The organism is Micromonospora sp. NPDC093277 (assembly GCF_044765245.1).
In the GTDB taxonomy this organism is placed as follows: Bacteria; Actinomycetota; Actinomycetes; order Mycobacteriales; family Micromonosporaceae; genus Micromonospora.
Genome location: NZ_JBIWJO010000001.1, coordinates 13007 through 35025, shown reverse-complemented (window position 1 = coordinate 35025; position 22019 = coordinate 13007). Strand labels below are relative to the sequence as shown.

At 71.7% G+C, this 22019-nt stretch carries 20 protein-coding genes; 4 read left to right on the top strand and 16 right to left on the bottom strand.

Annotated elements, in window-relative coordinates; genetic code table 11:
* Positions 1 to 6: 6 nt before the first annotated feature.
* The 4 genes from ACIRG9_RS00165 to ACIRG9_RS00150 are packed head-to-tail and all read right to left on the bottom strand — an operon-like array spanning position 7 to position 5616.
* Positions 7 to 1833 (bottom strand): glycoside hydrolase family 13 protein, encoded by a 1827-nt coding sequence (locus tag ACIRG9_RS00165; protein ID WP_402847957.1) that lies wholly within the window; start codon positions 1831 to 1833, stop codon positions 7 to 9.
* Positions 1830 to 2729: a sugar ABC transporter permease gene (locus ACIRG9_RS00160; RefSeq protein ID WP_402847955.1), complete on the bottom strand. Its 900-nt coding sequence runs from the start codon at positions 2727 to 2729 to the stop codon at positions 1830 to 1832. The genes ACIRG9_RS00165 and ACIRG9_RS00160 overlap by 4 nt, the downstream gene beginning before the upstream one ends.
* Positions 2726 to 4366 carry an ABC transporter permease subunit gene (locus tag ACIRG9_RS00155; RefSeq protein ID WP_402847953.1) on the bottom strand — a complete coding sequence of 547 codons (1641 nt, stop codon included), beginning with the start codon at positions 4364 to 4366 and terminating at the stop codon, positions 2726 to 2728. The genes ACIRG9_RS00160 and ACIRG9_RS00155 overlap by 4 nt, the downstream gene beginning before the upstream one ends.
* Positions 4366 to 5616: an extracellular solute-binding protein gene (locus ACIRG9_RS00150; protein ID WP_402847951.1), complete on the bottom strand. Its 1251-nt coding sequence runs from the start codon at positions 5614 to 5616 to the stop codon at positions 4366 to 4368. Before ACIRG9_RS00150 ends, ACIRG9_RS00155 begins: the two co-directional genes overlap by 1 nt.
* Before the next feature lie 197 nt (positions 5617 to 5813).
* Here ACIRG9_RS00150 and ACIRG9_RS00145 point away from each other — a divergent pair, with 197 nt between their 5' ends.
* On the top strand, positions 5814 to 6887 hold the full coding sequence (locus tag ACIRG9_RS00145) for a LacI family DNA-binding transcriptional regulator (protein ID WP_402847949.1): 1074 nt from the start codon (positions 5814 to 5816) through the stop codon (positions 6885 to 6887).
* A 135-nt stretch (positions 6888 to 7022) separates the two neighbouring features.
* Positions 7023 to 8654, top strand: coding sequence for a glycoside hydrolase family 13 protein (locus ACIRG9_RS00140; RefSeq protein WP_402847948.1), 1632 nt, complete (start codon positions 7023 to 7025; stop codon positions 8652 to 8654).
* Positions 8655 to 8842: 188 nt separating this feature from the next.
* Here the strand turns inward: ACIRG9_RS00140 and ACIRG9_RS00135 are convergent, their stop codons facing one another.
* From ACIRG9_RS00135 to ACIRG9_RS00110, 6 genes are all read right to left on the bottom strand, one after another.
* Positions 8843 to 9286 carry a hypothetical protein gene (locus tag ACIRG9_RS00135; protein WP_402847946.1) on the bottom strand — a complete coding sequence of 148 codons (444 nt, stop codon included), beginning with the start codon at positions 9284 to 9286 and terminating at the stop codon, positions 8843 to 8845.
* Positions 9287 to 9418: 132 nt separating this feature from the next.
* A complete protein-coding gene (locus ACIRG9_RS00130; protein WP_402847944.1) occupies positions 9419 to 9796 on the bottom strand; it encodes a GntR family transcriptional regulator in 378 nt (125 codons plus the stop codon).
* Positions 9793 to 10728 carry a YhjD/YihY/BrkB family envelope integrity protein gene (locus ACIRG9_RS00125; protein WP_402847942.1) on the bottom strand — a complete coding sequence of 312 codons (936 nt, stop codon included), beginning with the start codon at positions 10726 to 10728 and terminating at the stop codon, positions 9793 to 9795. Before ACIRG9_RS00125 ends, ACIRG9_RS00130 begins: the two co-directional genes overlap by 4 nt.
* 57 nt (positions 10729 to 10785) lie before the next feature.
* A complete protein-coding gene (locus tag ACIRG9_RS00120; RefSeq protein WP_402847941.1) occupies positions 10786 to 11331 on the bottom strand; it encodes a 2'-5' RNA ligase family protein in 546 nt (181 codons plus the stop codon).
* A 61-nt stretch (positions 11332 to 11392) separates the two neighbouring features.
* Positions 11393 to 12418, bottom strand: a complete 1026-nt coding sequence (gene trpS / locus ACIRG9_RS00115; protein ID WP_402847939.1) for a tryptophan--tRNA ligase — start codon at positions 12416 to 12418, stop codon at positions 11393 to 11395.
* A gap of 33 nt (positions 12419 to 12451) precedes the next feature.
* Entirely contained in the window at positions 12452 to 13474 is a 1023-nt protein-coding gene (locus ACIRG9_RS00110; RefSeq protein ID WP_402847937.1) for a hemolysin family protein, read from the bottom strand.
* Between the two features lie 174 nt (positions 13475 to 13648).
* On the opposite strand from ACIRG9_RS00110, the gene galE reads away from it, so the two are divergent.
* Complete coding sequence (gene galE, locus ACIRG9_RS00105) at positions 13649 to 14632, top strand: UDP-glucose 4-epimerase GalE (protein WP_402847935.1); 984 nt, start codon at positions 13649 to 13651, stop codon at positions 14630 to 14632.
* A complete protein-coding gene (gene galK, locus ACIRG9_RS00100; RefSeq protein ID WP_402847933.1) occupies positions 14629 to 15828 on the top strand; it encodes a galactokinase in 1200 nt (399 codons plus the stop codon). The genes galE and galK overlap by 4 nt, the downstream gene beginning before the upstream one ends.
* Before the next feature lie 115 nt (positions 15829 to 15943).
* Here the strand turns inward: galK and ACIRG9_RS00095 are convergent, their stop codons facing one another.
* The 6 genes from ACIRG9_RS00095 to ACIRG9_RS00070 form a co-directional block, all read right to left on the bottom strand.
* Positions 15944 to 17254 carry a sulfate adenylyltransferase subunit 1 gene (locus ACIRG9_RS00095; protein ID WP_402847931.1) on the bottom strand — a complete coding sequence of 437 codons (1311 nt, stop codon included), beginning with the start codon at positions 17252 to 17254 and terminating at the stop codon, positions 15944 to 15946.
* Positions 17254 to 18165, bottom strand: a complete 912-nt coding sequence (gene cysD / locus ACIRG9_RS00090) for a sulfate adenylyltransferase subunit CysD (RefSeq protein ID WP_402847929.1) — start codon at positions 18163 to 18165, stop codon at positions 17254 to 17256. The genes ACIRG9_RS00095 and cysD overlap by 1 nt, the downstream gene beginning before the upstream one ends.
* An 80-nt stretch (positions 18166 to 18245) precedes the next feature.
* Positions 18246 to 19079 (bottom strand): inositol monophosphatase family protein, encoded by an 834-nt coding sequence (locus ACIRG9_RS00085; protein WP_402847927.1) that lies wholly within the window; start codon positions 19077 to 19079, stop codon positions 18246 to 18248.
* Between the two features lie 99 nt (positions 19080 to 19178).
* Complete coding sequence (pth, locus tag ACIRG9_RS00080) at positions 19179 to 19769, bottom strand: aminoacyl-tRNA hydrolase (RefSeq protein WP_402847926.1); 591 nt, start codon at positions 19767 to 19769, stop codon at positions 19179 to 19181.
* Positions 19770 to 19991: 222 nt separating this feature from the next.
* Complete coding sequence (locus tag ACIRG9_RS00075; RefSeq protein WP_402847924.1) at positions 19992 to 20687, bottom strand: 50S ribosomal protein L25/general stress protein Ctc; 696 nt, start codon at positions 20685 to 20687, stop codon at positions 19992 to 19994.
* A 298-nt stretch (positions 20688 to 20985) separates the two neighbouring features.
* A complete protein-coding gene (locus ACIRG9_RS00070) occupies positions 20986 to 21966 on the bottom strand; it encodes a ribose-phosphate diphosphokinase (RefSeq protein ID WP_402850157.1) in 981 nt (326 codons plus the stop codon).
* Positions 21967 to 22019: the final 53 nt, after the last annotated feature.

Genomic DNA, 22019 nt, shown 5'->3' with positions numbered 1-22019 from the left:
CTCGCCTCACATTCGCCAGACCTGGAAGGTGGGGCCGTCGGCGGGGAGGATCACCGCGCCGTCGGCGTCGGGGCGCAGGGCGGGCGCGCCGCCGTACACATTCTCCCCGGCGGGCAGGCCGGTGAGCCGGACCGGGACGCCGGCCGCGCGGCGGGCCAGCACCAGCACCGCGCCGGTCGGCGCCTCACGCAGGAAGACCAGCGTGTCCGCGTCCGCGTGCACCCAGCGCAGGCCGCCGTGCCGCAGCGCCGGCTCGGCGTGCCGCAGCGCCAACAGCGACCGGTACGCCTCAAACGTGCGCCGGTCCCAGCGCTCCGGCCGGTGCCACGGCATCGGGGTACGCGACCCCTCCCCGTTCGTGCCGGTCAGCCCCAGCTCGTCACCGGCGAACACCACGGGGGTGCCCGGCATGGTGGCGAGCAGGCCGGCGGCCACCTCCTGCCGGGCGGCATCGCCGGCCACCGTGCGGATCCGGGCCGAGTCGTGCGAGCCGAGCAGCTGCCACGAGTGCACGTACGACCGCCACGAGATCAGCGAGCGGTAGGTGTTCATGGTGGCGAGCACCGCGCCCGCGTCCCGCCGCCGCACCCCACCGGGGGTGCCGAGGAAGTTGGGCAGCGGGTCGTCGCCGTGGCGCAGCCAGGACCAGACCGGGTCGGTGAAACCGACGTAGTTCATCGTTCCGTGCCAGCCGTCCCGGTCCAGGTCACCGGTGTGGTCGTGGCCGTGCTCAGCGAGCAGCAGCCCGTCGGCGCGGGTGTCCACGACCACCTCGCGCAGCAGCCGGGCCACCTCGTGGGTGTACGCGTCCGCACCCCGCCGGCCGGTCATGTTCGCCACGTCCACCCGCCAGCCGTCCAACCCGTACGGGGGGCGCAGCCAGCGGCGCAGCAGCGAGTCCTCGGCGGTGGCGAAGCGGCGGCGCAGCTCGTCGCTGCCCCAGTTGAGCTTCGGCAGCGACTTCACCCCGTTCCAGGACTCGTACGACGGCTCCAGGTCGCAGCGGGTGGCCTCGTCGAAGTAGTACAGCTCCCGCTCCGGCGCGGTCACGTCGGAGACGGCGGCGGTGAACCACCGGTGGGCGTCGCCGGTGTGGTTGCTGGTGATGTCGCCGAGCAGCCGCCAGCCCCGGGCGTGCACCGCGTCGGCCAGCCGGGCGAGGGCGGCGTCCCCGCCCAGCAGCGGGTCGACGGTGTCGAAGCTGGCCGCGTCGTACCGGTGGTTGGAGCGGGCCGGAAAGACCGGGGTGAGATAGACGGTGTTCACCCCGAGCCGGTCCAGGTGGTCCAGGTGCTCGGTGACGCCGTCCAGGTCGCCGCCGTAGAACTGGTACGGCGTCTCCGGGCCGCGCCCGACAACCGGGGTGTCCCAGTCACAGGGGATGGCCCAGTCCGGCGCGGTCCGGCCGTCGGCGGCGACGGAGCGGGCGAACCGGTCCGGGAAGATCTGGTAGATCACCGCGTCCCGGGCCCAGGCCGGCGGTGGGGCATAGCTGACCAGCTTGAAGTCACCGTGGTCGGGGACGTCGTGGTCGACCAGGCCGGCGGCGTTGAGCCAACGGTGGCCCGCGCGCCCGTCGAGCATGAACCGGTAGTTGCTGACCGGGTTGCGGACCTCGACGTCGGCCCGCCACCACACGTCACCGCCCTCGGTACGGTCGACCACGGCCTCGGCGAAGCGCGGCTCGCCGTCGCCGGTGGTGCGCACGTGCACCTGGCGTACGTCGGCGCCGGCCGGCACCCGGACGAAGACCGGGACCCGCTGCCCGAGATCGGGCTCCTGCTCGGGCACGTAGGTGGCGGATCCGTCGTGGTGCGGCTGCAACTTGCTCATCCCTTGACCGCTCCCGAGGTGAGTCCGGAGACGATGTAGCGCTGGAGCAACTGGAACACCAGCACCGTGGGGATCGCGGTGAGCAGCGTGCCCGCCGCGAACATCCCGAAGTTGTTGTTGCGCTCACCGGCCACCAGGCCGAACATGCCGACCGCGAGGGTCTTCGACTCGGTGTTGGTGAGGAACACGTTGGCGATCATGAACTCGTTGATCGTGCCGATGAAGGACAGCAAGGCGGTCACCGCCAGGATCGGCGCCACCAGCGGCAGCATGATCCGGAAGAAGACCTGGGCGTGCGAGGCGCCGTCCATGGTGGCCGACTCGTCCAGCTCCTTCGGCAGCGTGTCGAAGAAACCCTTCATCAGCCAGGTGTTCACGCCCAGCGCACCACCCATGTAGAGCAGGAACAGGCCCCACGGGGTGTTGAAGCCGATCACCGGCCACAGGTCGGTGACCGTCGTGAAGATCAGGAAGATCGCCACGATGGCCAGGAACTGCGGGAACATCTGGATCAGCAGCAGGCTGAGCAGGCCGACCCGCCGCCCGGCGAACCGCATCCGGGAGAACGCGTACGCGGCCAGCGCGGACAGGAAGATCGACACGAAGCTGGCCGTACCGGCGATCAGCAGCGAGTTGAGGAACCAGTGCGCGAAGGCGGTCCGGTCGAACAGGTTGGCGAAGTTGTCGAACGACGCCCCGGTCGGCAGCAGCTCGGTCGAGGAGAGCGTGCCGAGCGGGTTGAGCGCCGCGGAGAGCACGAACAGGATCGGGAAGAGGCTGAACGCTACCGCCAGCAGCGCGACGACGTGCCGCCAGCCCACCTGGGCGAACCAGCGGCGGTTCGGCCTCCTCTCCACGTTGCGGTTGGCAACGGAGACGTCCGCGTGGGTGGTCATGAGTAGACCTCCTCCTGCTTACGGGTACGCCGGAAGCTGATCGCCGACACCGTGGCCACGATCGCGAAGATGAAGATCGACACTGCGGCCGCCATGCCGTACTCGGCGCCCTGCGGGCCGAAGGCGAGCCGGTAGGTGTAGGTGATGAGCAGGTCGGTGGCGCCGTTGGTCGGGTTGTCCGCCGGGAACGGCCCGCCCTCGGTGGTCAGCCAGATCGCGTTGATGTTGTTGAAGTTGTACGCGAACGAGGCGATCAGCAGCGGCGAGAGCGCGACCAGCAGCAGCGGCAGGGTGACCGCGCGGAACGACTGCCACGGCGAGGCCCCGTCGACCGAGGTGGCCTCGGTCAGCTCCCGCGGGATCGCCTGGAGCGCGCCGGTGGCCACCAGGAACATGTACGGGTAGCCCAGCCAGAGCTGCACCAGCAGCACCGCGGCCCGGGCGGTCCAGGCCCCGCCGAACCAGTCGACGCCCAGCCCGAAGAGGTTGTTGACCAGGCCGAAGTCGGTGTTGAACATGTCCCGCCAGACCAGCAGCATCGCGAACGACGGCATGGCGTACGGCAGGATCAACAGCACCCGGTAGAGGTTGGTGCCCCGCATCCGGGGCGAGTGCAGGGCGAGCGCGATGGCCATGCCGAGCAGGAAGGTGAACCCGGTCGAGCCGATCGCGAAGGCGAAGTTCCAGAGCAGCGTGCCGAAGAACGGGCCGGAGATGTTCGGCTCGGTCAGCACCCGGCTGAAGTTCTTCAGCCCGACGTTGACCTTCCACCCCTGGGCGAGCCGTTCGCCGTCGTCAGCGACGAAGGAGCCGCTCGCGGCGTCGGCGGTCCAGGTCTTGCCGGTCTCGCTGTCCGTGATGCAGTCGCAGCCCGCGTCGTACGCCCGCAGCGCCGTGCCCTCGTAGGCGCGGGACAGGCCGTTGGACCGGATGGCGCCGTCGGAGGTCGGCACGATCAGGTCGGTGATCTCCTTGCTCCGTACGCTGGCCTGACCGAAGTTGAGCACGGTGTAGCCGTCGGCGGCGGTGACCTTGCCGGTCAGGCTGACGGTGACCTGACCGGCGTCGAGCCGGTGCAGGCCGTCCGCGTCACCGGCGGAGACCTCCCGGGTCTTCGGGTCGCTGAGCAGGAAGACCAGCGGGCCGGTGGCCGGGTCGCCCTTGGTGGCGATGGAGAGGGAGTACTCGGTCGAGCCGGGGACCTGCTTGACCGACGAGGTCTGGATGGCGACGATCGCGTCGTCCTTGCTGCCGCGGTGGCCGTCGCCGAAGTTCGTGAAGGCGGTGGTCGCGGTGTAGAGCACCGGGAAGACCTGGAAGGCGATCAGGAAGAGCGTGCCGGGGACCAGGTACTTGGCCGGGATGTGCCGGCGGGTGAGATAGAGGTAGAACAGGCCGGCGGTGGTGGCGGCCAGGATGGCCAGCCCGATCCAGTGCCCGGCCTCGATGAGCGGGAACGCCGCCCAGATCGCGAGCCCGGCGGCCAGGCCGAGCAGGACCACCTTGACGACGAGACCGGTCGCGGTGATCGGCGCGTGGTGCCGCGCGGTACGGGACTTGCGCGGGAGCCCGTTCCGAACGGGCTCCCGGCCCGGGGCCTGCGTGGCAGACCCCGAGCCGGACAGCGGCGTACTCATTACTTGATCTGACCGGCGATGGTCTTGCCGGCGGCGGTGACCGTGGTGGCCGGGTCGGCGCCGCCGATGATGGCGGCCTCCGCCTTGCCGAACGGGTCCCAGATCGCGGCCATGGCCGGGATCGCCGGGAGCACCTGGCCGTTCTTGCCGGCCTCCTGGAACTTGGCCAGATCCGGGTCCTGGCCCTTGACCTGCTCGAAGGCGGCGGTCAGCGCCGGCGGGCGCGGCTCGGCCTGGTAGAGCGCGACGGCCAACTCGGGCTTGGTCACGTAGTTGGTGACGAACTCCTGGGCCAGCGCCTTGTTCTGCCCCTTGGCGGCGACGTAGAACGACTGGACGCCCACGAACGGCTGGGCCTCCTTGCCACCGGCGAAGCCGGGGACCGGGGAGATGTCGTAGGAGATGTTGGCCTTCTTGACGTCGGCGATGGCCCACGGGCCGGAGACCAGGAAGGCGCACTTCTTGCCGGTGAAGGTGGAGATGGCGTTCTCCGGGGTGATGGAGCGCTTCAGCGCGCCGTCGCCCTTCTCACCGAGCTTCGCGATCTTCTGGAAGGCCGCGATCGACTCCGGCTTGCCGACGCCCAGATCCTTCGGGTCGTAGTCGCCGTTGGCCGCGGTGCCGAACAGGTTGCCGCCGCCCGAGGTGTACAGCGGGTAGATGTGGTAGGCGTCGCCGTTCTGGCCGGACTGCAGGCAGAGGATCTCGCTGGCCTTCTTCTCGGCCTGGAGCTTCTTGCCGGTGGCGACCAGGTCCTCGATGGTCTTCGGCGCCTCGGGGGCCAGTTCGGTGTTGCGGATCAGCGCGACGTTCTCGGTGGCGTAGGGGACGCCGTAGAGCTGGCCGTTGAAGGTCACCGCCTTGATCGCGACCTCGTTGAACGCGCTCTTCTGGTCGGCGGTGAGCTGCACGGGGTCGATGGCGCCGTTCTGGACCAGGTTGCCGATCCAGTCGTGCGCGCCGACCACCACGTCCGGGCCGCTGCCCTGCTGGGAGGCGGTGACGAAGTTCGTCTGCAGGTCCTTGGAGACGGCCTGGACCTCGACGGTGACGCCGTTCTCCTTGCCGAACTCCTCGCCGAACGGCTTGAGGGCCGCGGCCCGCTTGTCGTCGGCCCAGATGACCAGCTTGCCGCCGGTCGCCTTGCTGGACTCCTTGGCGGCCGGCTTGTCGCTGCCGCTGCCACCGCAGCCGGAGGCGGCGAGCGCCAGGCCGAGGACAGCGACCACACCCGCGGTACGGATGCGCATCGGTACTCCTGTCGTCATGGCGGCCCGCCGGGGGAAGGACGGCCCGCCAGTGGAAACCTCTGTAATTTCTTGCTGACCGGCGCTGGGTGTTGCGCCGCTGCTCTCGCGTGTTGCCGGGACGCTAGCAAGACGTTGCAGAGAATGGAAGGTATTGCAGAAGTGTACGCAAGAACTTTCCGGTGAGCTAAAGTGCCGCCATGCGAGCTCGTCTGTCCGACATCGCCCAACAGGCCGAAGTCAGCGAGGCCACGGTGTCGCGGGTGCTCAACGACCGCCCCGGAGTGGCTCCCGAGACCCGGCAGGCCGTCCTGACCGCCCTCGACGTGCTCGGGTACGAGCGTCCCGCCCGGCTGCGCAAGCGCAGCGCCGGGCTGGTCGGCCTGGTGGTGCCGGAGCTGGACAACCCCATCTTCCCGGCCTTCGCCCAGGTCATCGAGTCGACGCTGGCGCAGAGCGGCTTCACCCCCGTGCTCTGCACCCAGACCCCCGGCGGGGTCACCGAGGACGAGTACGTCGAGATGCTGCTGGACCGGCAGGTCTCCGGGATCGTCTTCGTCTCCGGCCTGCACGCCGACACCGCCGCCAACCACGACCGGTACCGGGCGCTGATCGGTCGACCGCTGCCGATCGTCATGATCAACGGGTTCGCGCCCGGCATCGCCGCGCCCTTCGTCTCCTGCGACGACGGCGAGGCCACCGAACTGGCCGTCGCGCACCTGGTCGCCCTGGGCCACCGGCGGATCGGCCTGCTCACCGGCCCGGACCGCTTCGTGCCGGTGCGGCGCCGGGTGGCCGGCTTCCGGACCGCGATGTCCCGGCTGGTCGGCACGACCGAGGCGGAGGTCGGTGAGCTGGCCGAGCTGTCGCTGTTCGGCGTCGAGGGCGGCGAGGCGGCCGCCGGCCGGCTGATCGAGCGCGGGGTCACCGGCGTCGTCTGCGGCTCCGACCTGATGGCGCTCGGTGCGATCCGGGCCGCCCGCCAGCGCGGCCTCTCCGTCCCCGGCGACGTCTCGGTGGTCGGCTACGACGACTCCCCGCTGATGGCCTTCACCGACCCGCCGCTGACCACCATGCGCCAGCCGGTGGCGGCCATGGCGGTGGCCGCGGTCCGGGCCCTGGTCGACGAGATCAACGGCCACCCTGCCCCGCACTCCGAGTATCTGTTCCGGCCGGAGCTGGTGGTACGCGGCTCCACCGCGGTGGTCCGGCAGGCCGGCGACGGTGCCAAGCCCCAGCGCCCGGCCCCCTCGCCGCTCGTCGTCCCGGCCTGAGTTGACAGCAGTTCTTGCGCAAGAAATGCTTGACTCTTGCAGCGCTCCGACGGCATCCTGCTCAGACGCCCCAACCCGTCAGCTACGCCGGCGCGGGGCCACCGCCGTCGCGCCACAGAACGGGGATCGTCACCGATGACCGCCGCCACCCATCCCACGCCACCGACCTCTGACGACTGGTGGCGATCCGCCGCCGTCTACCAGGTCTACGTCCGCAGCTTCGCGGACGCGAACGGCGACGGGGTCGGTGACCTCCAAGGCATCCGCGAACGCCTGCCCTACCTGCACGACCTCGGGGTGGACGCCCTCTGGCTGACCCCCTTCTACACCTCGCCCCAGGTCGACGCCGGCTACGACGTGGCCGACTACCGGGACGTGGACCGCCTCTTCGGCGACCTCGCCGACTTCGACGCCATGATCACCGACGCGCACGCCCTGGGCCTGCGCATCATCGTGGATCTGGTCCCCAACCACACGTCCAGCCAGCACCCCTGGTTCCAGGCGGCGCTCGCCGCCGAACCCGGCTCGCCCGAGCGCGAGCGTTACCTCTTCGCCGACGGCAAGGGCGAGGCCGGTGAGCTGCCGCCGAACGACTGGGAGAGCATCTTCGGCGGCCCCGCCTGGACCCGGGTCGCCGACGGCCAGTGGTACCTGCACCTGTTCGACCCGGCCCAGCCCGACCTGAACTGGCGCCACCCCGAGGTACGCGCGGAGTTCGAGGACGTCCTGCGGTTCTGGCTGGACCGGGGTGTGGACGGCTTCCGGATCGACGTGGCGCACGGGATGATCAAGGCCGAAGGGCTGCCCGACGTCGGCTTCAACTCGATGACCACCGGGCAGCGCCAGTCCGAACTGCTGGGCAAGGGCCGGCTGCCGTACTTCGACCAGGACGAGGTGCACGACATCTACCGCGCCTGGCGGCCGATCCTGGACAGCTACCCGGGCGGCCGGATGGCGGTGGCTGAGGCGTGGGCGGAGACCCCGCAGCGGCTGGCCCGCTACATCGGCCCGGACGAGCTGCACCAGGCGTTCAGCTTCGACTTCCTCGACGCCACCTGGTCGGCCGACTCGTTCCGCAAGGTGATCGACACCGCGCTCGCCGAGTCGACCATCGTCGGCGCCCCGACCACCTGGGTGCTCTCCAACCACGACCGGCAGCGGCACGTCACCCGGTACGGCGACGGCACGGTCGGCCTGCGCCGCGCCCGGGCCGCCGCCCTGCTGATGCTCTCGCTGCCCGGCTGCGCCTACGTTTACCAGGGCGAGGAACTGGGCCTGCCGGAGGTGCTGGACCTGCCCGACGAGCTGCGCCAGGACCCGGCGTTCCTGCGCACCGGCGAGAGCCGGGACGGTTGCCGGGTGCCGATCCCGTGGGGCGGCGAACTGCCCCCGTACGGGTTCGGCCCGGCGGGCAGCGAGCTGAGCTGGCTGCCGGCCCCGGCGACCTGGCGTACCCTCTCGGTGGCCGCCCAGACCGGCGTGCCCGGCTCGACGCTGGAGCTCTACCGGGCCGCGCTGCGGATCCGGCACGAGCACCCGGCGCTGGCCTGCCTCGACGGCATCACCTGGCTGGAGACCGAGCCCGGGCTGCTGGCCTTCCGCCGCACCGCCGGAGGCGCCGAGCTGACCTGCCTGGTCAACCTCAGCGGCGCCGAGGTCACGGTCACCGGCCACGGCCGGCCGATCGTCGCCAGCGCCGACCTCACCGAACGGGGCGACGGGCACGTCCTGCCGGTGGACTCAGCTGCGTGGTTCGAACGGCGGTGAGCCGGGTAACCACCCATTGACCTGGTCGTCCGTTGTGCCCCGCGCCGACGGGCGGCTGGGCTACCGACCCCTTGTGGTGGGGGGTGAGGTGGCGCCGGCGCCTCGGGGAGTCCGCTTCCCGAGGCGCCGGCGTCCATCCGGAACGCGCACCCCGCGGCCTCCGGCGCCCCGGCGCGAGCCCCGCGGGCTCAGGCGCCCCGGCGGGTGAGCAGGTCGGCGATCCTGGCCAACCCGGCCCGCACCTCGTCCCGGCTCGGCACGGCCGTCGGCTCCGGCTCCGGTTCCCGCTCGGCGGCCAGTTCCAGCTCCTCGTCGATGGTGTCCTCGAAGTCGCCGTAGAGGTCCGCCTGGTCGACCTGGGCCGCCTCGTCCTCCGCGGCGAGCTGCGCCGCGGCAATCTCGCCGCGGATCTCCTCGGGCGTCAGCGCCGGCAGCAGCGGCTCGACCACCGCCATCAGCTGCTCCTCGGCGACCACCGCCTCGGCCAGGGCGAGCGCGTGCGGCCGCTCGTACGGGCCACAGACCACCGGCTCCCACTCGTCGTCGTCGCCCAGCGGGCCGAAGGTGATGATCCACGGCAGGCCGAGCATCGGCGAGTCGTCCGGCAAGTCCAGTGTCAGAAGTGCGCCCACCTGCTCATCATGGGCGCGATCGGGGCGCTCATGCCGCAAGATCCGCACAAACGCAGGGCGCATGTGGCCTCCCGGCGAGCCAAGGCGGCGGTTTCGGGGAAGTTGTGCCGATCCCGCGATCCATCGGTCCGGTCAGGAGGAGGAAGGTGCGGCCGTCAGGGCGGCACGGACCAGAGCGAGAGCGCGGTCCGGGGGGACACCCAGCCGCTGCGCCTCGGCGGCGTACTCGGTCGCGGCGCGGTGCAGCCGGTCGGTGGCGTCGTCACGGCCGGGAGCGACCACGGTGCCATGCCGGCCCCGGGTCTCGACCAGCCCGGCCCCCTCCAGCTCCCGGTAGGCCCGGGCCACCGTGTTCACGGCCAGGCCGAGGTCGGCGGCGAGTTGCCGGACCGCGGGCAGCCGAGTGCCGACCGACAGCCGGCCGTCGCCGATCATCCGGGCGAGTTGCCCGCGTACCTGCTCGAACGGGGGCACCGCCGAGTCCGGGTCGATGCGGATCCGCGTGGTCATCCCGCGCCTCCCGGCGTACCCGGTTCGATCACCTCGTCGGCCTCCACATCCACCTCCCGGGCCGCGCGGCCCTCGGCCAGGTCGACCACCCGGCCGTACCGGCTGGTCGCGGCCAGCGCCGCCCCGAACAGCACCAGTTGGTTGAGCAGGTACAGGTAGAGCAGCAGCCCCACCGCGGTGGCGACCACCGTGTACGCCGGATTCCGCTCGGTGCGGACCACGTAGTAGCGCCCCACCGTGTTGAGCAGGGTGATGCCGATCGCGACCACGAGCACCACCGGGCGCAGCCGGCGCCGGCTCATCCGCAACCGGGGCACCGCCACCAGCAGCGCCGCGGCCAGCACCACGTTGACCAGGACGCTGAGCACCGCGCTGACCGTCGTCAGGCCGATCGACCCGGTGCTGCGCAGCAGGAACCGCAGCACCGACCCCAGCGCGTCGACGGCGGCCACCGAGACACCGAGCAGCACGAAAACCGCGACCAGCACCCCCAGGTCGACCAGGCGGCGGACCACCAGGTTGCCGGGCTGCTGGTTGAAGCCGTACATCAGCCGCTGCGAGGAGCGGATCGCCTCCACCCAGCCGATCCCGGTGAAGACCAGGATGACCAGGCCGACCACCCCGACGGTGTTGCTGCTCTGCGCGATCTGGTCCGGATCGAGGAACGGCAGGTTCTTCTCGAGGAAGTCGCCCGCCGCCCGGCTGACCTCGCCGTTGTCCTCCAGGATCGCGCCGAAGACCGAGTACCCGACCAGGGCGAGCGCGAAGACGGCGAAGAAGCCGTAGTAGGCGATCGCCGCCGCGAGCCGGCCGCCGAGCACGCCGGCGTAGAGCGTCCCGGCCCGACACAGGTGGTCGAAGACCGGCAGCCGGTCCCGCGCCGCGTCGATCCGGCGGCCCAGCACGGCCTCGACCCGGCCGAGCACGCTCACCACGTCGTCCTCACCGCTCCCCCGCCCGGGCCTGGGCGAGCCGGCCGCCCGCTCAGCTCAACCGCCCAACCGGAAGTCGCGGCGCGGCTGCCACCGGGTCGCGCCGCTGTGCGAGAAAAGGGTGAACGCCTCGACCTCGAAAAGCGCCGAGAACTCGGCCAGGTCCTCGTACGCCTTGTCGAGCGCCTCGGGCGGGACGTCCTGGGCCACCGTGACGTGGGGGTGGTACGGGAAGCGGGCCTCCCGGTGCAGCTCGGGAGCCGAGTTGATCGCGGCGGCGAGCACCTCACACTCGCTGATCCCGGCCGCCACCGCCACGAAGACCACCTGGGTCACCGGGCGGAACGTGCCGGTGCCCCGCAGGTGCAGGGTGAACGGCAGGTGCGCGGCGGCCACCAGGGCCAGATGCTCCTCGACGGCGGGCAGCGCCCGCACCGGGATCTCGGTGGGCCCGAGCAGGGTGACGTGGGCCGGGACGACCTGCGGGTCGCCGGCCTCGACCCGGCGCCGGGTGAGCGTCTCGCCCCACGGCTCGGGGATGTCCACCGCGATCCCGATCTCGATGGTGTCGCCGGTGTCCGGCACCCCGTCCCTGCGATCCACGCTCCCCGCCACCCCTCCCGCCACCGGCTGTGAACACCCTCTCCCGACGTGCCCGGGGCCGTTACTCGGACCGCAGCGGGGGGAAGAAGCCGATCCGGTCGTACGTGGTCCGAAGCGTCGCCGCGGCGACCACCCGGGCCTTCTCCGCGCCCTGTGCGAGCAGCTTGTCGAGCTGGGCCGGGTCGTCCAGGTAGGCGCGGGTGCGCTCCTGGATCGGGGTGAGAGCCTCCCGGACCACCTCGGCGAGATCCTTCTTCAGATCGCCGTAGCCCTTGCCGTCGTACGCGGCGACCAGGTCGTCGATGCCGCGGCCGGAGAGCGCCGAATAGATGCTCAGCAGGTTGGCGATGCCCGGTTTGCCCACCGCATCGAAGACGATCTCGCGGCCGGTGTCGGTGACCGCGGAGCGGATCTTCTTGGCCGACCGGGCCGGGTCGTCCAGCAGGTCGATGATGCCGGCCGGCGAGGAGGACGACTTCGACATCTTGCTCGTCGGGTCCTGCAGGTCGGTGATCTTCGCGGTGTCCTTGACGATGTGCGGCGCGGGCACCGTGAAGGTCGGCCCGAACGTCGTGTTGAACCGCTGGGCCAGGTCGCGGGAGAGTTCCAGGTGCTGGCGCTGGTCCTCGCCGACCGGCACCGCGTTGGCCTGGTAGAGCAGGATGTCGGCGGCCATCAGGACCGGGTAGGTGAAGAGGCCGACGCTGGCCCGCTCGCTGCCCTGCTTCTGCGCCTTGTCCTTGAACTGGGTCATCCGGCTGGCCTCGCCGAAGCCGGTGATGCAGCCGAGCACCCAGGCCAGCTGCGAGTGCTCGGCCACCTGGGACTGGACGAACAGGGTGCTGCGCTCCGGGTCGATGCCGACCGCGAGGAGCTGCGCGGCGGCGACCCGGGAACGCTGCTTGAGCACCTTCGGGTCGTGGCCGGCGGTGATCGCGTGCAGATCGACCACGCAGTAGAAGGCGTCGTGGCTCTCCTGGAGGGCCACCCAGTGCCGCACCGCGCCCAGATAGTTGCCGAGGTGGAACGAGTCGGCGGTCGGCTGGATGCCGGAGAAGACACGGGGGCGCGCGGCTGCGTCGGACATGCCGGCAATTCTGTCAGCACGGACCCCGATACGTCATGACGGGCCGGCGGATCCGTTCTCGGCGGCCGGGACCCGGGCCGTGGCCTCGCGCCGCTGCTCCGGCAGGCGCGCGGCGGACACCGCCAGCCGGGACACCCGCCGCCCCTCCAGGGCGAGCACCCGCAACAGCCAGCCGCCCGGCGGATCGTCCGGGTCGGGTCCGCCCAGGCCGTCCGGCGTGAGCATCACCGGCACCTCGTCCCCGGCGACCGGAAGCCGGCCCAGGGCGGCCATCACGAAGCCGCCGACCGTCTCGTACGGCCCGGTGGGCAGCGGCACCCCGGTGCGGTCGGCAAAGTCGGCCAGGTTGAGCCGGCCGTCGACCACGGCGGGCAGGCCGGCGTACGCGGGGTCGGGCGGGGCGTGATGCTCGTCGTGGATCTCCCCGACCAGCTCCTCGACCAGGTCCTCGCAGGTGACGATGCCGGCGGTGCCGCCGTACTCGTCGACCACCACCGCCAGGTGGTGCCCCTCCCGGCGCATCTCGGTGAGCGCGGCCAGCACCCGCTTGCTGCCGGGCAGCCGCTTCACCTCGCGGGTCAGCTCCCAGACGCCGGCGTGGCTCTCGTGCTCGGGGCGGAGCAGCACGTCGCGCAGGTGGACGAAGCCGACCACGTCGTCGTGGGTGCCGTCGACGACCGGATAGCGGGTGTGCGCCTCGGCCCGGACCAGCCGTTCCGCCTCGGCGACGGTGAGCCCCGCGGAGAGGAACACCACCTCGGTACGCGGCACCATCACCTCGCGGATCAGGCGCGCCCCGGCGACCAGCACCTCGTCGATGATCCGCCGCTCGTCCGGGTCGAGCACCGTGTTGGCCGCGACCAGGTCTCGCAGTTCGGCTTCGCTGATCCGCTCCCGGCCGGCCGCCGGGCTCGCGCCGAGCAGATCGGTGACCAGCCGGGTGGCACCGTCCGCGGCGCGGACCACGAGTCGGGCCACGGTCCGGGCGAGCGGCCCCGGTTCGCGTCGCGGCCGCCCCGACGGTCGTCGCCGGAGCCGGGGACCGGCTGCCTCCATGACATGGATCGTAGACAGCGGACGCCGAGCAACCCGGGACATGTCCGGATCTGTTCAACCGTGCGGAATCGTGGTGGACCTGCCGAGGTCAGGGGCCAGCGGCGGCACCGCCGGCGGCCGTAGGGTGATCACGCACGGCCGCCGCGGTACGCGGCCAGACAGGAGGACTCCGACGTGAAACTGCTCGTCACCGGCGGCGCCGGCTACATCGGCAGCGTGGTGACCCGGATGCTGCTGGACCACGGCCATGAGGTGACCGTCCTGGACGACCTGCGCACCGGCCACCGGGAGGCGCTCGCGCCGGACGCGACCCACGTCGAACTGCCGGTGCACGAGGCAGCCCGGGTGCTCACCCCCGACGCCGGCTTCGACGGCGTACTGCACTTCGCCGCGCTGATCGCCGCCGGCGAGTCGATGGTCAAGCCGGAGCTCTACTGGCAGAACAACACCGTCGGCTCGCTCGCCCTGCTCGACGCGGTACGCGCCGCCCGGGTGCCCCGGCTGGTCTTCTCCTCCACCGCCGCCGTCTACGGCAACCCCACCGAGCTGCCCATCCCGGAGACCGCCGTCAAGGCCCCCACCAACACGTACGGGGCGACCAAGCTGGCCGTCGACATGGCGCTCACCTCCGAGGCGATCGCGCACGACCTCGCCGCCGTCTCGCTGCGCTACTTCAACGTCGCCGGGGCGTACCTGCACGACGGGCGGGCCATCGGCGAACGGCACGACCCGGAGACCCACCTCATCCCGCTCGCCCTCGACGTGGCCGCCGGCCGGCGCGACAAGCTCCAACTCTTCGGCGACGACTACCCCACCGTCGACGGCACCTGCGTCCGCGACTACATCCACGTCGCGGATCTGGCCCGCGCGCACCTGCTGGCGCTCGCCACCGCGACGCCCGGCCGACACCGGATCTACAACCTCGGCAACGGCAACGGCTTCACCAACCGGCAGGTGATCGAGGTGGTCCGCGAGGTCACCGGCCACCCCGTACCGGTCGAGGTGGCCCCCCGCCGCGAGGGCGACCCGGCCGAACTGGTCGCCTCCGCCGCGCTGGCCCGCGAGGAGCTGGGCTGGGAGCCGGAGAAGCCCACCCTGCACGACATGGTCGGCGACGCCTGGACCTTCTACCGCGAGCACGTGCTGGGGCAGCGGTGACCGGTCGGACCGCGGCCACCGCGACGCCGGCCGCGACGCCGGGCGACGTCGCGGCCCGCGCCACCGCCGGCTTCCGGCAGCGGTACGGCGGGCAGCCCGCGGGCCGCTGGGCGGCTCCCGGCCGGGTCAACCTGATCGGCGAGCACACCGACTACAACGACGGCTTCGTGCTGCCCTTCGCGCTGCCGCTGCGTACCGTGGTCGCCGCGGCGGCCCGCGACGACGAACGCTGGACGGTCTGGTCGGAGCTCTCCGCCGACCCGGTCGAGTTCGGCCCGGCCGAGGCCGACGAGCCCGGCCAGGTCACCGGCTGGGCCGGCTACGTGGCCGGGGTGGTCTGGACGCTGCGCGCCGCCGGGTACGCGGTCCCCGGTGCCCGACTGGCCGTCGCCTCCGACGTTCCGGTCGGCTCCGGACTCTCCTCCTCGGCGGCCGTCGAGGCGGCGGTGCTCGCCGCCCTGGTCGAACTGGGCGGGCTGGACCTGCCCGCCGACCGCTGGCCCCGGCTCGCCCAACGCGCCGAGAACGACTACGTCGGCGCGCCCACCGGGATCATGGACCAGTCCGCGGTGATCCGCGGGCGGGCCGGGCATGCCCTCTTCCTCGACTGCCGCACCGAGGTGGTCGAGCAGATCCCGTTCGACCTGGACACCGCCGGCCTGGCCGTGCTGGTGGTCGACAGCCGCGCCCCGCACCGGCACGCCGACGGCGAGTACGCCGCCCGCCGCGCGTCCTGCGAGGAGGCGGCTCGGGTCCTCGGGGTGCCCGCCCTGCGCGACGTGGCCGTCGCCGACCTCGACGCGGCGCTGCGGAAGCTGTCCGACGGCGAGACCCGCCGCCGGGTCCGGCACGTGGTCACCGAGAACCAGCGGGTCCTCGACGTCGTCGAGTTGCTGCGCACCGGCCGGGTACGCGACACCGGCCCCCTGCTGACCGCCTCGCACGCCTCGATGCGGGACGACTTCGAGATCACCGTGCCCGAGGTGGACACCGCGGTCGACGCGGCCCTGGCCGCCGGGGCGTACGGCGCACGGATGACCGGCGGCGGCTTCGGCGGCTGCGTGCTCGCCCTGGTCGACGCCGACCGCGCCCCGGCCGTCGCCGACGCCGTCACCGCCGCGTACGCCGAGCGCGGCTTCGCCGCCCCCGGCATCCTGACCGTCCGCCCCGCCGCCGGAGCCGCCCGCCTCGACTGACCCACGTCTCCGCGACCGTCCGAGCCCGACTCGTCGCCCGTCGCCCCGCCCCACCGTTCGCGCCGAAAGGCCCGCGCCGGGGAACCGGCACGGGCCTTTCGCGGAGCGTGGAGGGTCAGCCGGCTTCGACGATCATGCCGGCGCCGACGGTGCGGTTGGTGGTCTCGTCGATGATGACGAAGCCGCCGGTGGTGCGGTTGCGCCGGTACTCGTCGGCGAGCAGCGGGACCGTGGTCCGCAGCCGCACCCGGCCGATCTCGTTGAGCTTCAGCTCACCGGCCGCCTCGTCCCGGTGCAGCGAGTTGATGTCCAGCCGGTAGTGCAGCCCGCGCACTATCGCCCGCGCCGAACGGGTGGTGTGCTTGATGGCGTACCTGCCGCCGACCTGCAGCGGGCGGGTCTCGTCCATCCAGCAGACCATTGCCTCGATGTCCTGCGCGACCGCCGGGGCATTGTTCGGCCGGCAGATCAGGTCGCCGCGGGAGATGTCGATCTCGTCGGTCAGCCGGACCGTCACCGACATCGGCGGGAACGCCTCGGCCACCGGACCGTCGGCCGTCTCCACCGAGACGATCCGGCTGGTGAAGCCGGACGGCAGCACCATCACCTCGTCGCCGGGCTTGAGCACGCCCGAGGCCACCTGGCCCGCGTAGCCGCGGTAGTCGGTGACCGTGGTGGACTGCGGCCGGATCACGTACTGCACCGGGAACCGCACGTCGACCAGGTTGCGGTCGGAGGCGATGTGCACCCGCTCCAGGTGGTGCAGCAGCGACGGGCCCTCGTACCAGGGCATGTTCTCCGAACGGGCGACGATGTTGTCGCCCTTGAGCGCGGAGACCGGCACCACGGTCAGGTCCGGCACGTCGAGCTTCGCGGCGAACGCGGTGAACTCGTCGGCGATCCGCTCGAACACGTCCTGCGACCAGTCGACCAGGTCCATCTTGTTGACGCAGAGGACCAGGTGCGGCACCCGCAGCAACGAGCAGAGGAAGGCGTGCCGCCGGGACTGCTCCACCAGGCCCTTGCGCGCGTCCACCAGGATCAGCGCCAGGTCCGCGGTCGACGCTCCGGTGACCATGTTGCGGGTGTACTGGATGTGCCCGGGGGTGTCGGCGATGATGAACTTCCGCCGCGGCGTGGCGAAGTAGCGGTACGCCACGTCGATGGTGATGCCCTGCTCCCGCTCGGCGCGCAGGCCGTCGGTGAGCAGCGCCAAGTTGGTGTATTCGTCGCCCCGCGCCGCGCTGACCGCCTCGACGGCGGCGAGTTGGTCGCTGAAGAGCGACTTCGTGTCGTACAGCAGCCGGCCGATCAGGGTCGACTTGCCGTCGTCCACACTGCCGGCGGTCGCGAACCGCAGCAGGTCCATCGGCCGAGGCTCCGGACCGGCGGCCCGGGCGTCCGAGGCCAGCGTCTCCGCGCTCATCAGAAGTAGCCCTCCCGCTTGCGATCCTCCATGGCGGCCTCGCTGACCCGGTCGTCGCCGCGGGTCGCGCCGCGTTCGGTGATCCGGGTGGCGGCCACTTCCTCGATCACCTTCTCCACCGTGTCGGCGTCCGAACTGACCGCCGCGGTGCAGGAGGCGTCGCCCACCGTCCGGTACCGCACCTGGGCCTTGATCGGCTGCTCACCGGCACGCGCCCGGAAGAACTCGTTGACCGCGTACAGCATGCCGTCGCGCTCGATCACCTCGCGCTCGTGCGCATAGTAGATCGACGGCAGCGGGATCCGCTCGCGGGCGACGTAGTGCCAGACGTCCAGCTCGGTCCAGTTGGACAGCGGGAAGACCCGGATCGACTCGCCCGGATGGTGCCGGCCGTTGTAGAGCGCCCACAGCTCCGGGCGCTGGTTCTTCGGGTCCCACTGGCCGAACTCGTCCCGGAAGCTGAACATCCGCTCCTTGGCCCGGGCCTTCTCCTCGTCCCGGCGAGCACCGCCGAAGAGCGCGTCGAATCGATGCTTCTCCACCGCGTCGAGCAGCACCGGCGTCTGGATCCGGTTGCGCATCCCGTCCGCCGACTCGCGCACCAGGCCGTTGGCCAGAGCCTCCGGCACGCTGGCCACGATCAGCTGCAGGCCCAGCTCGGCGACCCGCTGATCCCGGTATTCCAGGACCTCGGGGAAGTTGTGGCCGGTGTCGACGTGCATCACCGGGAACGGGATGTTGGCCGGGGCGAACGCCTTCTGGGCCAGCCGGAGCATCACGATCGAATCCTTGCCGCCGGAGAAGAGGAGCACCGGACGCTCCATCTCGGCGACGACCTCACGCATCACGAAGATGCTCTCCGCCTCCAACGCGTCGAGGTGGGATACCTGGTACGCGGCGGGGGATGTCATGACACCAACTCGATTCGCTCGGATCCGCACATCGGGATTCCAGACCTTTCCGGTCGGAGTCGTCAAGATGAACGTTCAGGCTACCCGGAATGCCGCTGCAACGCTGCAAGCAACCGACCGGCGAGATCCTTCCGACAGACCAACAGGTCCGGCAGACGGGGATCGGCCTCGTTGTATTTCAGCGCAGAACCGTCGATCCGGGAAGCGTGCAGCCCGGTGGCCGTCGCCACAGCGACCGGCGCGGCCGAGTCCCACTCGTACTGGCCGCCGGCGTGGATGTAGGCGTCGACCTCACCGGTGACCACCGCGGCGATCTTCGCGCCCGCGGAACCCATCGGCACCAGATGAGCGCCGACGTCCGCCGCCAGATCGGTCAGGAACACCGGCGGACGGCTACGACTCGCCGCCAACCGGATGATCCGCCCGCCGCCCGAGGTCGCCGCCTCCAACGTCATCGGGGGATACGTCGGCGGGTGGTCCGTGCCCAGCACCCGGTGCTGCGCCGGCAGCCCCACCGCGCCCGCGACCAGGCCGTGCGGCGACGGCGCACTCCGCGTCCAGAGCGCCACGTGCACCGCCCAGTCCGACCGGCCCTCCTCGGCGAACTCCCGGGTACCGTCCAGCGGATCGATGATCCACACCCGATCCGCGGTCAGCCGGGACAGCGCGTCGGAGCTCACCTCGGCGGTCCACGCCAGCCGGGAGCCCTCGTCCTCCTCGGAGAGCACCGCGTCCCCCGGCCGCCACCTCGCCAGCTCGGTACGGATCAGGTCGTGCGACACCTTGTCCCCGGCCGACTTCAACGCCCCCGGGTCCGCGAAGCCCATCTCCGCACGCAGGTTCGTCAACGCCTGCCCGGCGCGCCCCGCCAGCCACCGGGCGAACCCGCCGTCGATGATCGGAGGACTGCCCATGGTTCCGCTCCCGTCGCCCGCCACCAGCCGGCATCCGCCGGCAGAAAGGCGCAGACTATCGGCCCGTACCCGCCGAATCCGGTACGGCCCGCCCGGAACTCACCCGCCGTGGTACAGATTCTGGGTCGGCTCCACCCCGCGGGTGACCACCGACTCCACCACGTCCGCCGCCCGGTCGACCAGGAACTCCAACTCCTTGCGCTCCACCGAGGAGAAGTCCGACAGCACGTAATCCGCCGGATCCTGCCGCCCCGGCGGCCGGCCGATGCCGAACCGCACCCGCACGTAGTCCTTCGTGCCCAGCGACTTCGACATCGAGCGCAGACCGTTGTGGCCACCCTCGCCGCCACCGCACTTCACCCGCACCTGCCCGTACGGGATGTCCAGCTCGTCGTGCACCGCGATCACCCGCGCCGGCGGGATCTTGTGAAACTGCGCCAGCCCGACCACCGGGCCGCCGGAAAGATTCATGTACGTCAGCGGCTTCACCAGCACCAGCTTCGGCCCACCGAACCCGAGCCGCCCCTCGGCGGCCTCCGCCACCACGCGCTTGTGCCGCCCGAACCTGGCCCCCACCCGGCCGGCCAGCAGATCGGTCACCATGAAGCCGACGTTGTGCCGGTTACCCGCGTACTCCCGGCCGGGGTTGCCCAGGCCGACCACCAGCCACGGCCCCGCCTCGTCCGTCACGCCACGCCCCTTCCGTCCTCTGCGACGACCCAGCTCGGCGCGTCCGCCGCCACGCTCCGACCTGCTCCCGCCGGCGCGTCCGCCGCCGCACCACGACCCGCTCCGGCCGCCACGCCACGACCTGAGGTCGTCGCGCCGGGCCGCCACCGGGCGACCGCCCCCCGATACGACGACAGACGCCCCCGGAAACCGGGGACGCCTGTCGCACAGCCAGTGGACCGATCAGGCCTCGGTCTTCGCCTCGGCCGCGGCCTCCTCGACCTCGGCGGCCGGCACGCCCTCGGGAGCCTCGGCGGTCTCCTCGCCGACCTCCGCCTCGGCCTCCTCGGTGGCCTCCTCGACCTCGGGGAGGGTCGCCTCGAGCTGCTCGGCGGTCGGGGCGGCGGTCACCGTGGCGACCGGCAGCTCCGGGTCGGCGGCCAGCTCGACACCGGTCGGCAGCTGGACGTCGCCGGCGGTGACCTGGACGCCCGCCTCGGCGCCCTCGATCGAGGCCTCCAGGTGGTCCGGCACCTTGGTGGCGTCGGCGGTCACCGAGAGGGTGTCGTGGTCGTGCACGATCAGGGTGTCCTTCGCCGCCTCGCCGGTCAGCTCGACCGGAACCTCGACGGTGACCTTCTCGCCACGGCGGACCAGCAGCAGGTCGACGTGCTCGAAGGTGTCCTTGATCGGGTCACGCTGGATCGCCTTCGGCAGCGCCAGCACCTGGGTGCCGTCGCTGACCTCGATCGCCAAGAGCTGGTTCGCTCCGCCGTTACGGATCGCGGCGGCGAACTCACGCGCCGGGAGCGCGATGTGCTTGGGCTTCTCGCCGTGGCCGTACAGCACGGCGGGCACCTTGCCGGCCCGGCGGGTACGACGGGCACCACCCTTGCCGAACTCGGTACGGGGCTCGGCGCTGATCTTTACCTCGGACACGGGGAAACTCCTGATGCTTCGCTGCTGGCGGCTTTGTCGTCTGGCGGTGCTGGGCGAGGGGCTCGCTGGGGGCTCATGCGTCAAGATCGACTGCCCGGAGCACCGCGTCGATGACGGTGCCTCCGTGCGGTGCTTCTTCAGCGGCCCGCAGGGCACCCTCGCCGTGGCAACCGCACCAGTCTACCCGAGCCGTTTCCGCGGTCTCCGGCAGTCCCCATATCACCGTTCGGCCCGCCCCACGGGGCAACCGCCACGCCGCCGGCGGCCGTCCGAGACGGCCGCCGGCGGCGGCGGTGAGTCAGCTCAGGCCACCGAAGAGGGTGGTCACCGACCCGTCGTCGAAGACCTCCCGGATCGCCCGGGCAAGCAGCGGCGCGATCGACAGCACGGTGAGCTTGTCGAGCTGCTTCTCCGGCGGCAGCGGCAGCGTGTTGGTCACCACCACCTCGCTGACCGGGCAGTTCTTCAACCGCTCGGTCGCCGGATCCGACAGCAGCGCATGGGTCGAGGCGACCACGATCTCCGCGGCGCCGGAGTCCTTCAGGATGTCGGCGGCCTTGGCGATCGTGCCACCCGTGTCGATCATGTCGTCGACGATCAGGCAGACCCGACCCTCGACCTCACCGACCACCCGGTTCGCCACCACCTGGTTCGGCTTCAGCGGATCCCGGGTCTTGTGGATGAAGGCCAGCGGGCACCCACCCAGCCGGTCCGTCCAGCGCTCCGCCACCCGCACCCGGCCCGAGTCCGGCGCCACCACGGTCATCGGTCGGCCCGCGTACTTGTGCTCCACGTACTCGGCCAGCACGTCCATTGCGAAGAGGTGGTCCACCGGCCCGTCGAAGAAGCCCTGGATCTGCGCGGTGTGCAGGTCGACCGTGAGGATCCGGTTGGCACCCGCGGTCTTCAGCAGGTCGGCCACCAGCCGCGCCGAGATCGGCTCCCGGCCCCGGTGCTTCTTGTCCTGCCGGGAGTACGGGTAGTACGGCAGCACCACGGTGATCCGCTTCGCCGAACCGCGCTTCAGCGCGTCGACCATGATCAGGGTCTCCATGACCCAGGTGTTGACCCCCTGCGTCACGGACTGCACCACGAAGGCGTCCGAACCGCGCACCGAGTCCTTGTACCGTACGAAGAGCTCGCCGTTGGCGAACTCGTACGAGTCGGTCGGCGTCGGCGCGACGCCGAGCACCTCACCGATCTCCTTGGCCAGCTCCGGAAAGCCCCGTCCGGAGAAGAGCATCAGGCTCTTGCGGTTTTCGGCGACGATGCTGCCCATGGGCCCGTCTGCTCCCGTTTTGTCGGTTGTTCCCGGCGGCGGTGGAGCCGGGG

Excerpts from the sequence above, each read along its gene's own strand:
- ACIRG9_RS00155 (WP_402847953.1), bottom strand. The coding sequence starts at position 4,366 with ATGAGTACGCCGCTGTCCGGCTCGGGGTCTGCCACGCAGGCCCCGGGC.
- ACIRG9_RS00145 (WP_402847949.1), top strand. The coding sequence starts at position 5,814 with ATGCGAGCTCGTCTGTCCGACATCGCCCAACAGGCCGAAGTCAGCGAG.
- ACIRG9_RS00085 (WP_402847927.1), bottom strand. The coding sequence starts at position 19,079 with ATGGGCAGTCCTCCGATCATCGACGGCGGGTTCGCCCGGTGGCTGGCG.
- ACIRG9_RS00160 (WP_402847955.1), bottom strand. The coding sequence starts at position 2,729 with ATGACCACCCACGCGGACGTCTCCGTTGCCAACCGCAACGTGGAGAGG.
- trpS (WP_402847939.1), bottom strand. The coding sequence starts at position 12,418 with ATGTCCGACGCAGCCGCGCGCCCCCGTGTCTTCTCCGGCATCCAGCCG.
- ACIRG9_RS00150 (WP_402847951.1), bottom strand. The coding sequence starts at position 5,616 with ATGCGCATCCGTACCGCGGGTGTGGTCGCTGTCCTCGGCCTGGCGCTC.
- ACIRG9_RS00110 (WP_402847937.1), bottom strand. The coding sequence starts at position 13,474 with ATGGAGGCAGCCGGTCCCCGGCTCCGGCGACGACCGTCGGGGCGGCCG.
- ACIRG9_RS00165 (WP_402847957.1), bottom strand. The coding sequence starts at position 1,833 with ATGAGCAAGTTGCAGCCGCACCACGACGGATCCGCCACCTACGTGCCC.
- cysD (WP_402847929.1), bottom strand. The coding sequence starts at position 18,165 with ATGACATCCCCCGCCGCGTACCAGGTATCCCACCTCGACGCGTTGGAG.
- ACIRG9_RS00095 (WP_402847931.1), bottom strand. The coding sequence starts at position 17,254 with ATGAGCGCGGAGACGCTGGCCTCGGACGCCCGGGCCGCCGGTCCGGAG.
- ACIRG9_RS00070 (WP_402850157.1), bottom strand. The coding sequence starts at position 21,966 with ATGGGCAGCATCGTCGCCGAAAACCGCAAGAGCCTGATGCTCTTCTCC.
- ACIRG9_RS00130 (WP_402847944.1), bottom strand. The coding sequence starts at position 9,796 with ATGACCACGCGGATCCGCATCGACCCGGACTCGGCGGTGCCCCCGTTC.
- ACIRG9_RS00140 (WP_402847948.1), top strand. The coding sequence starts at position 7,023 with ATGACCGCCGCCACCCATCCCACGCCACCGACCTCTGACGACTGGTGG.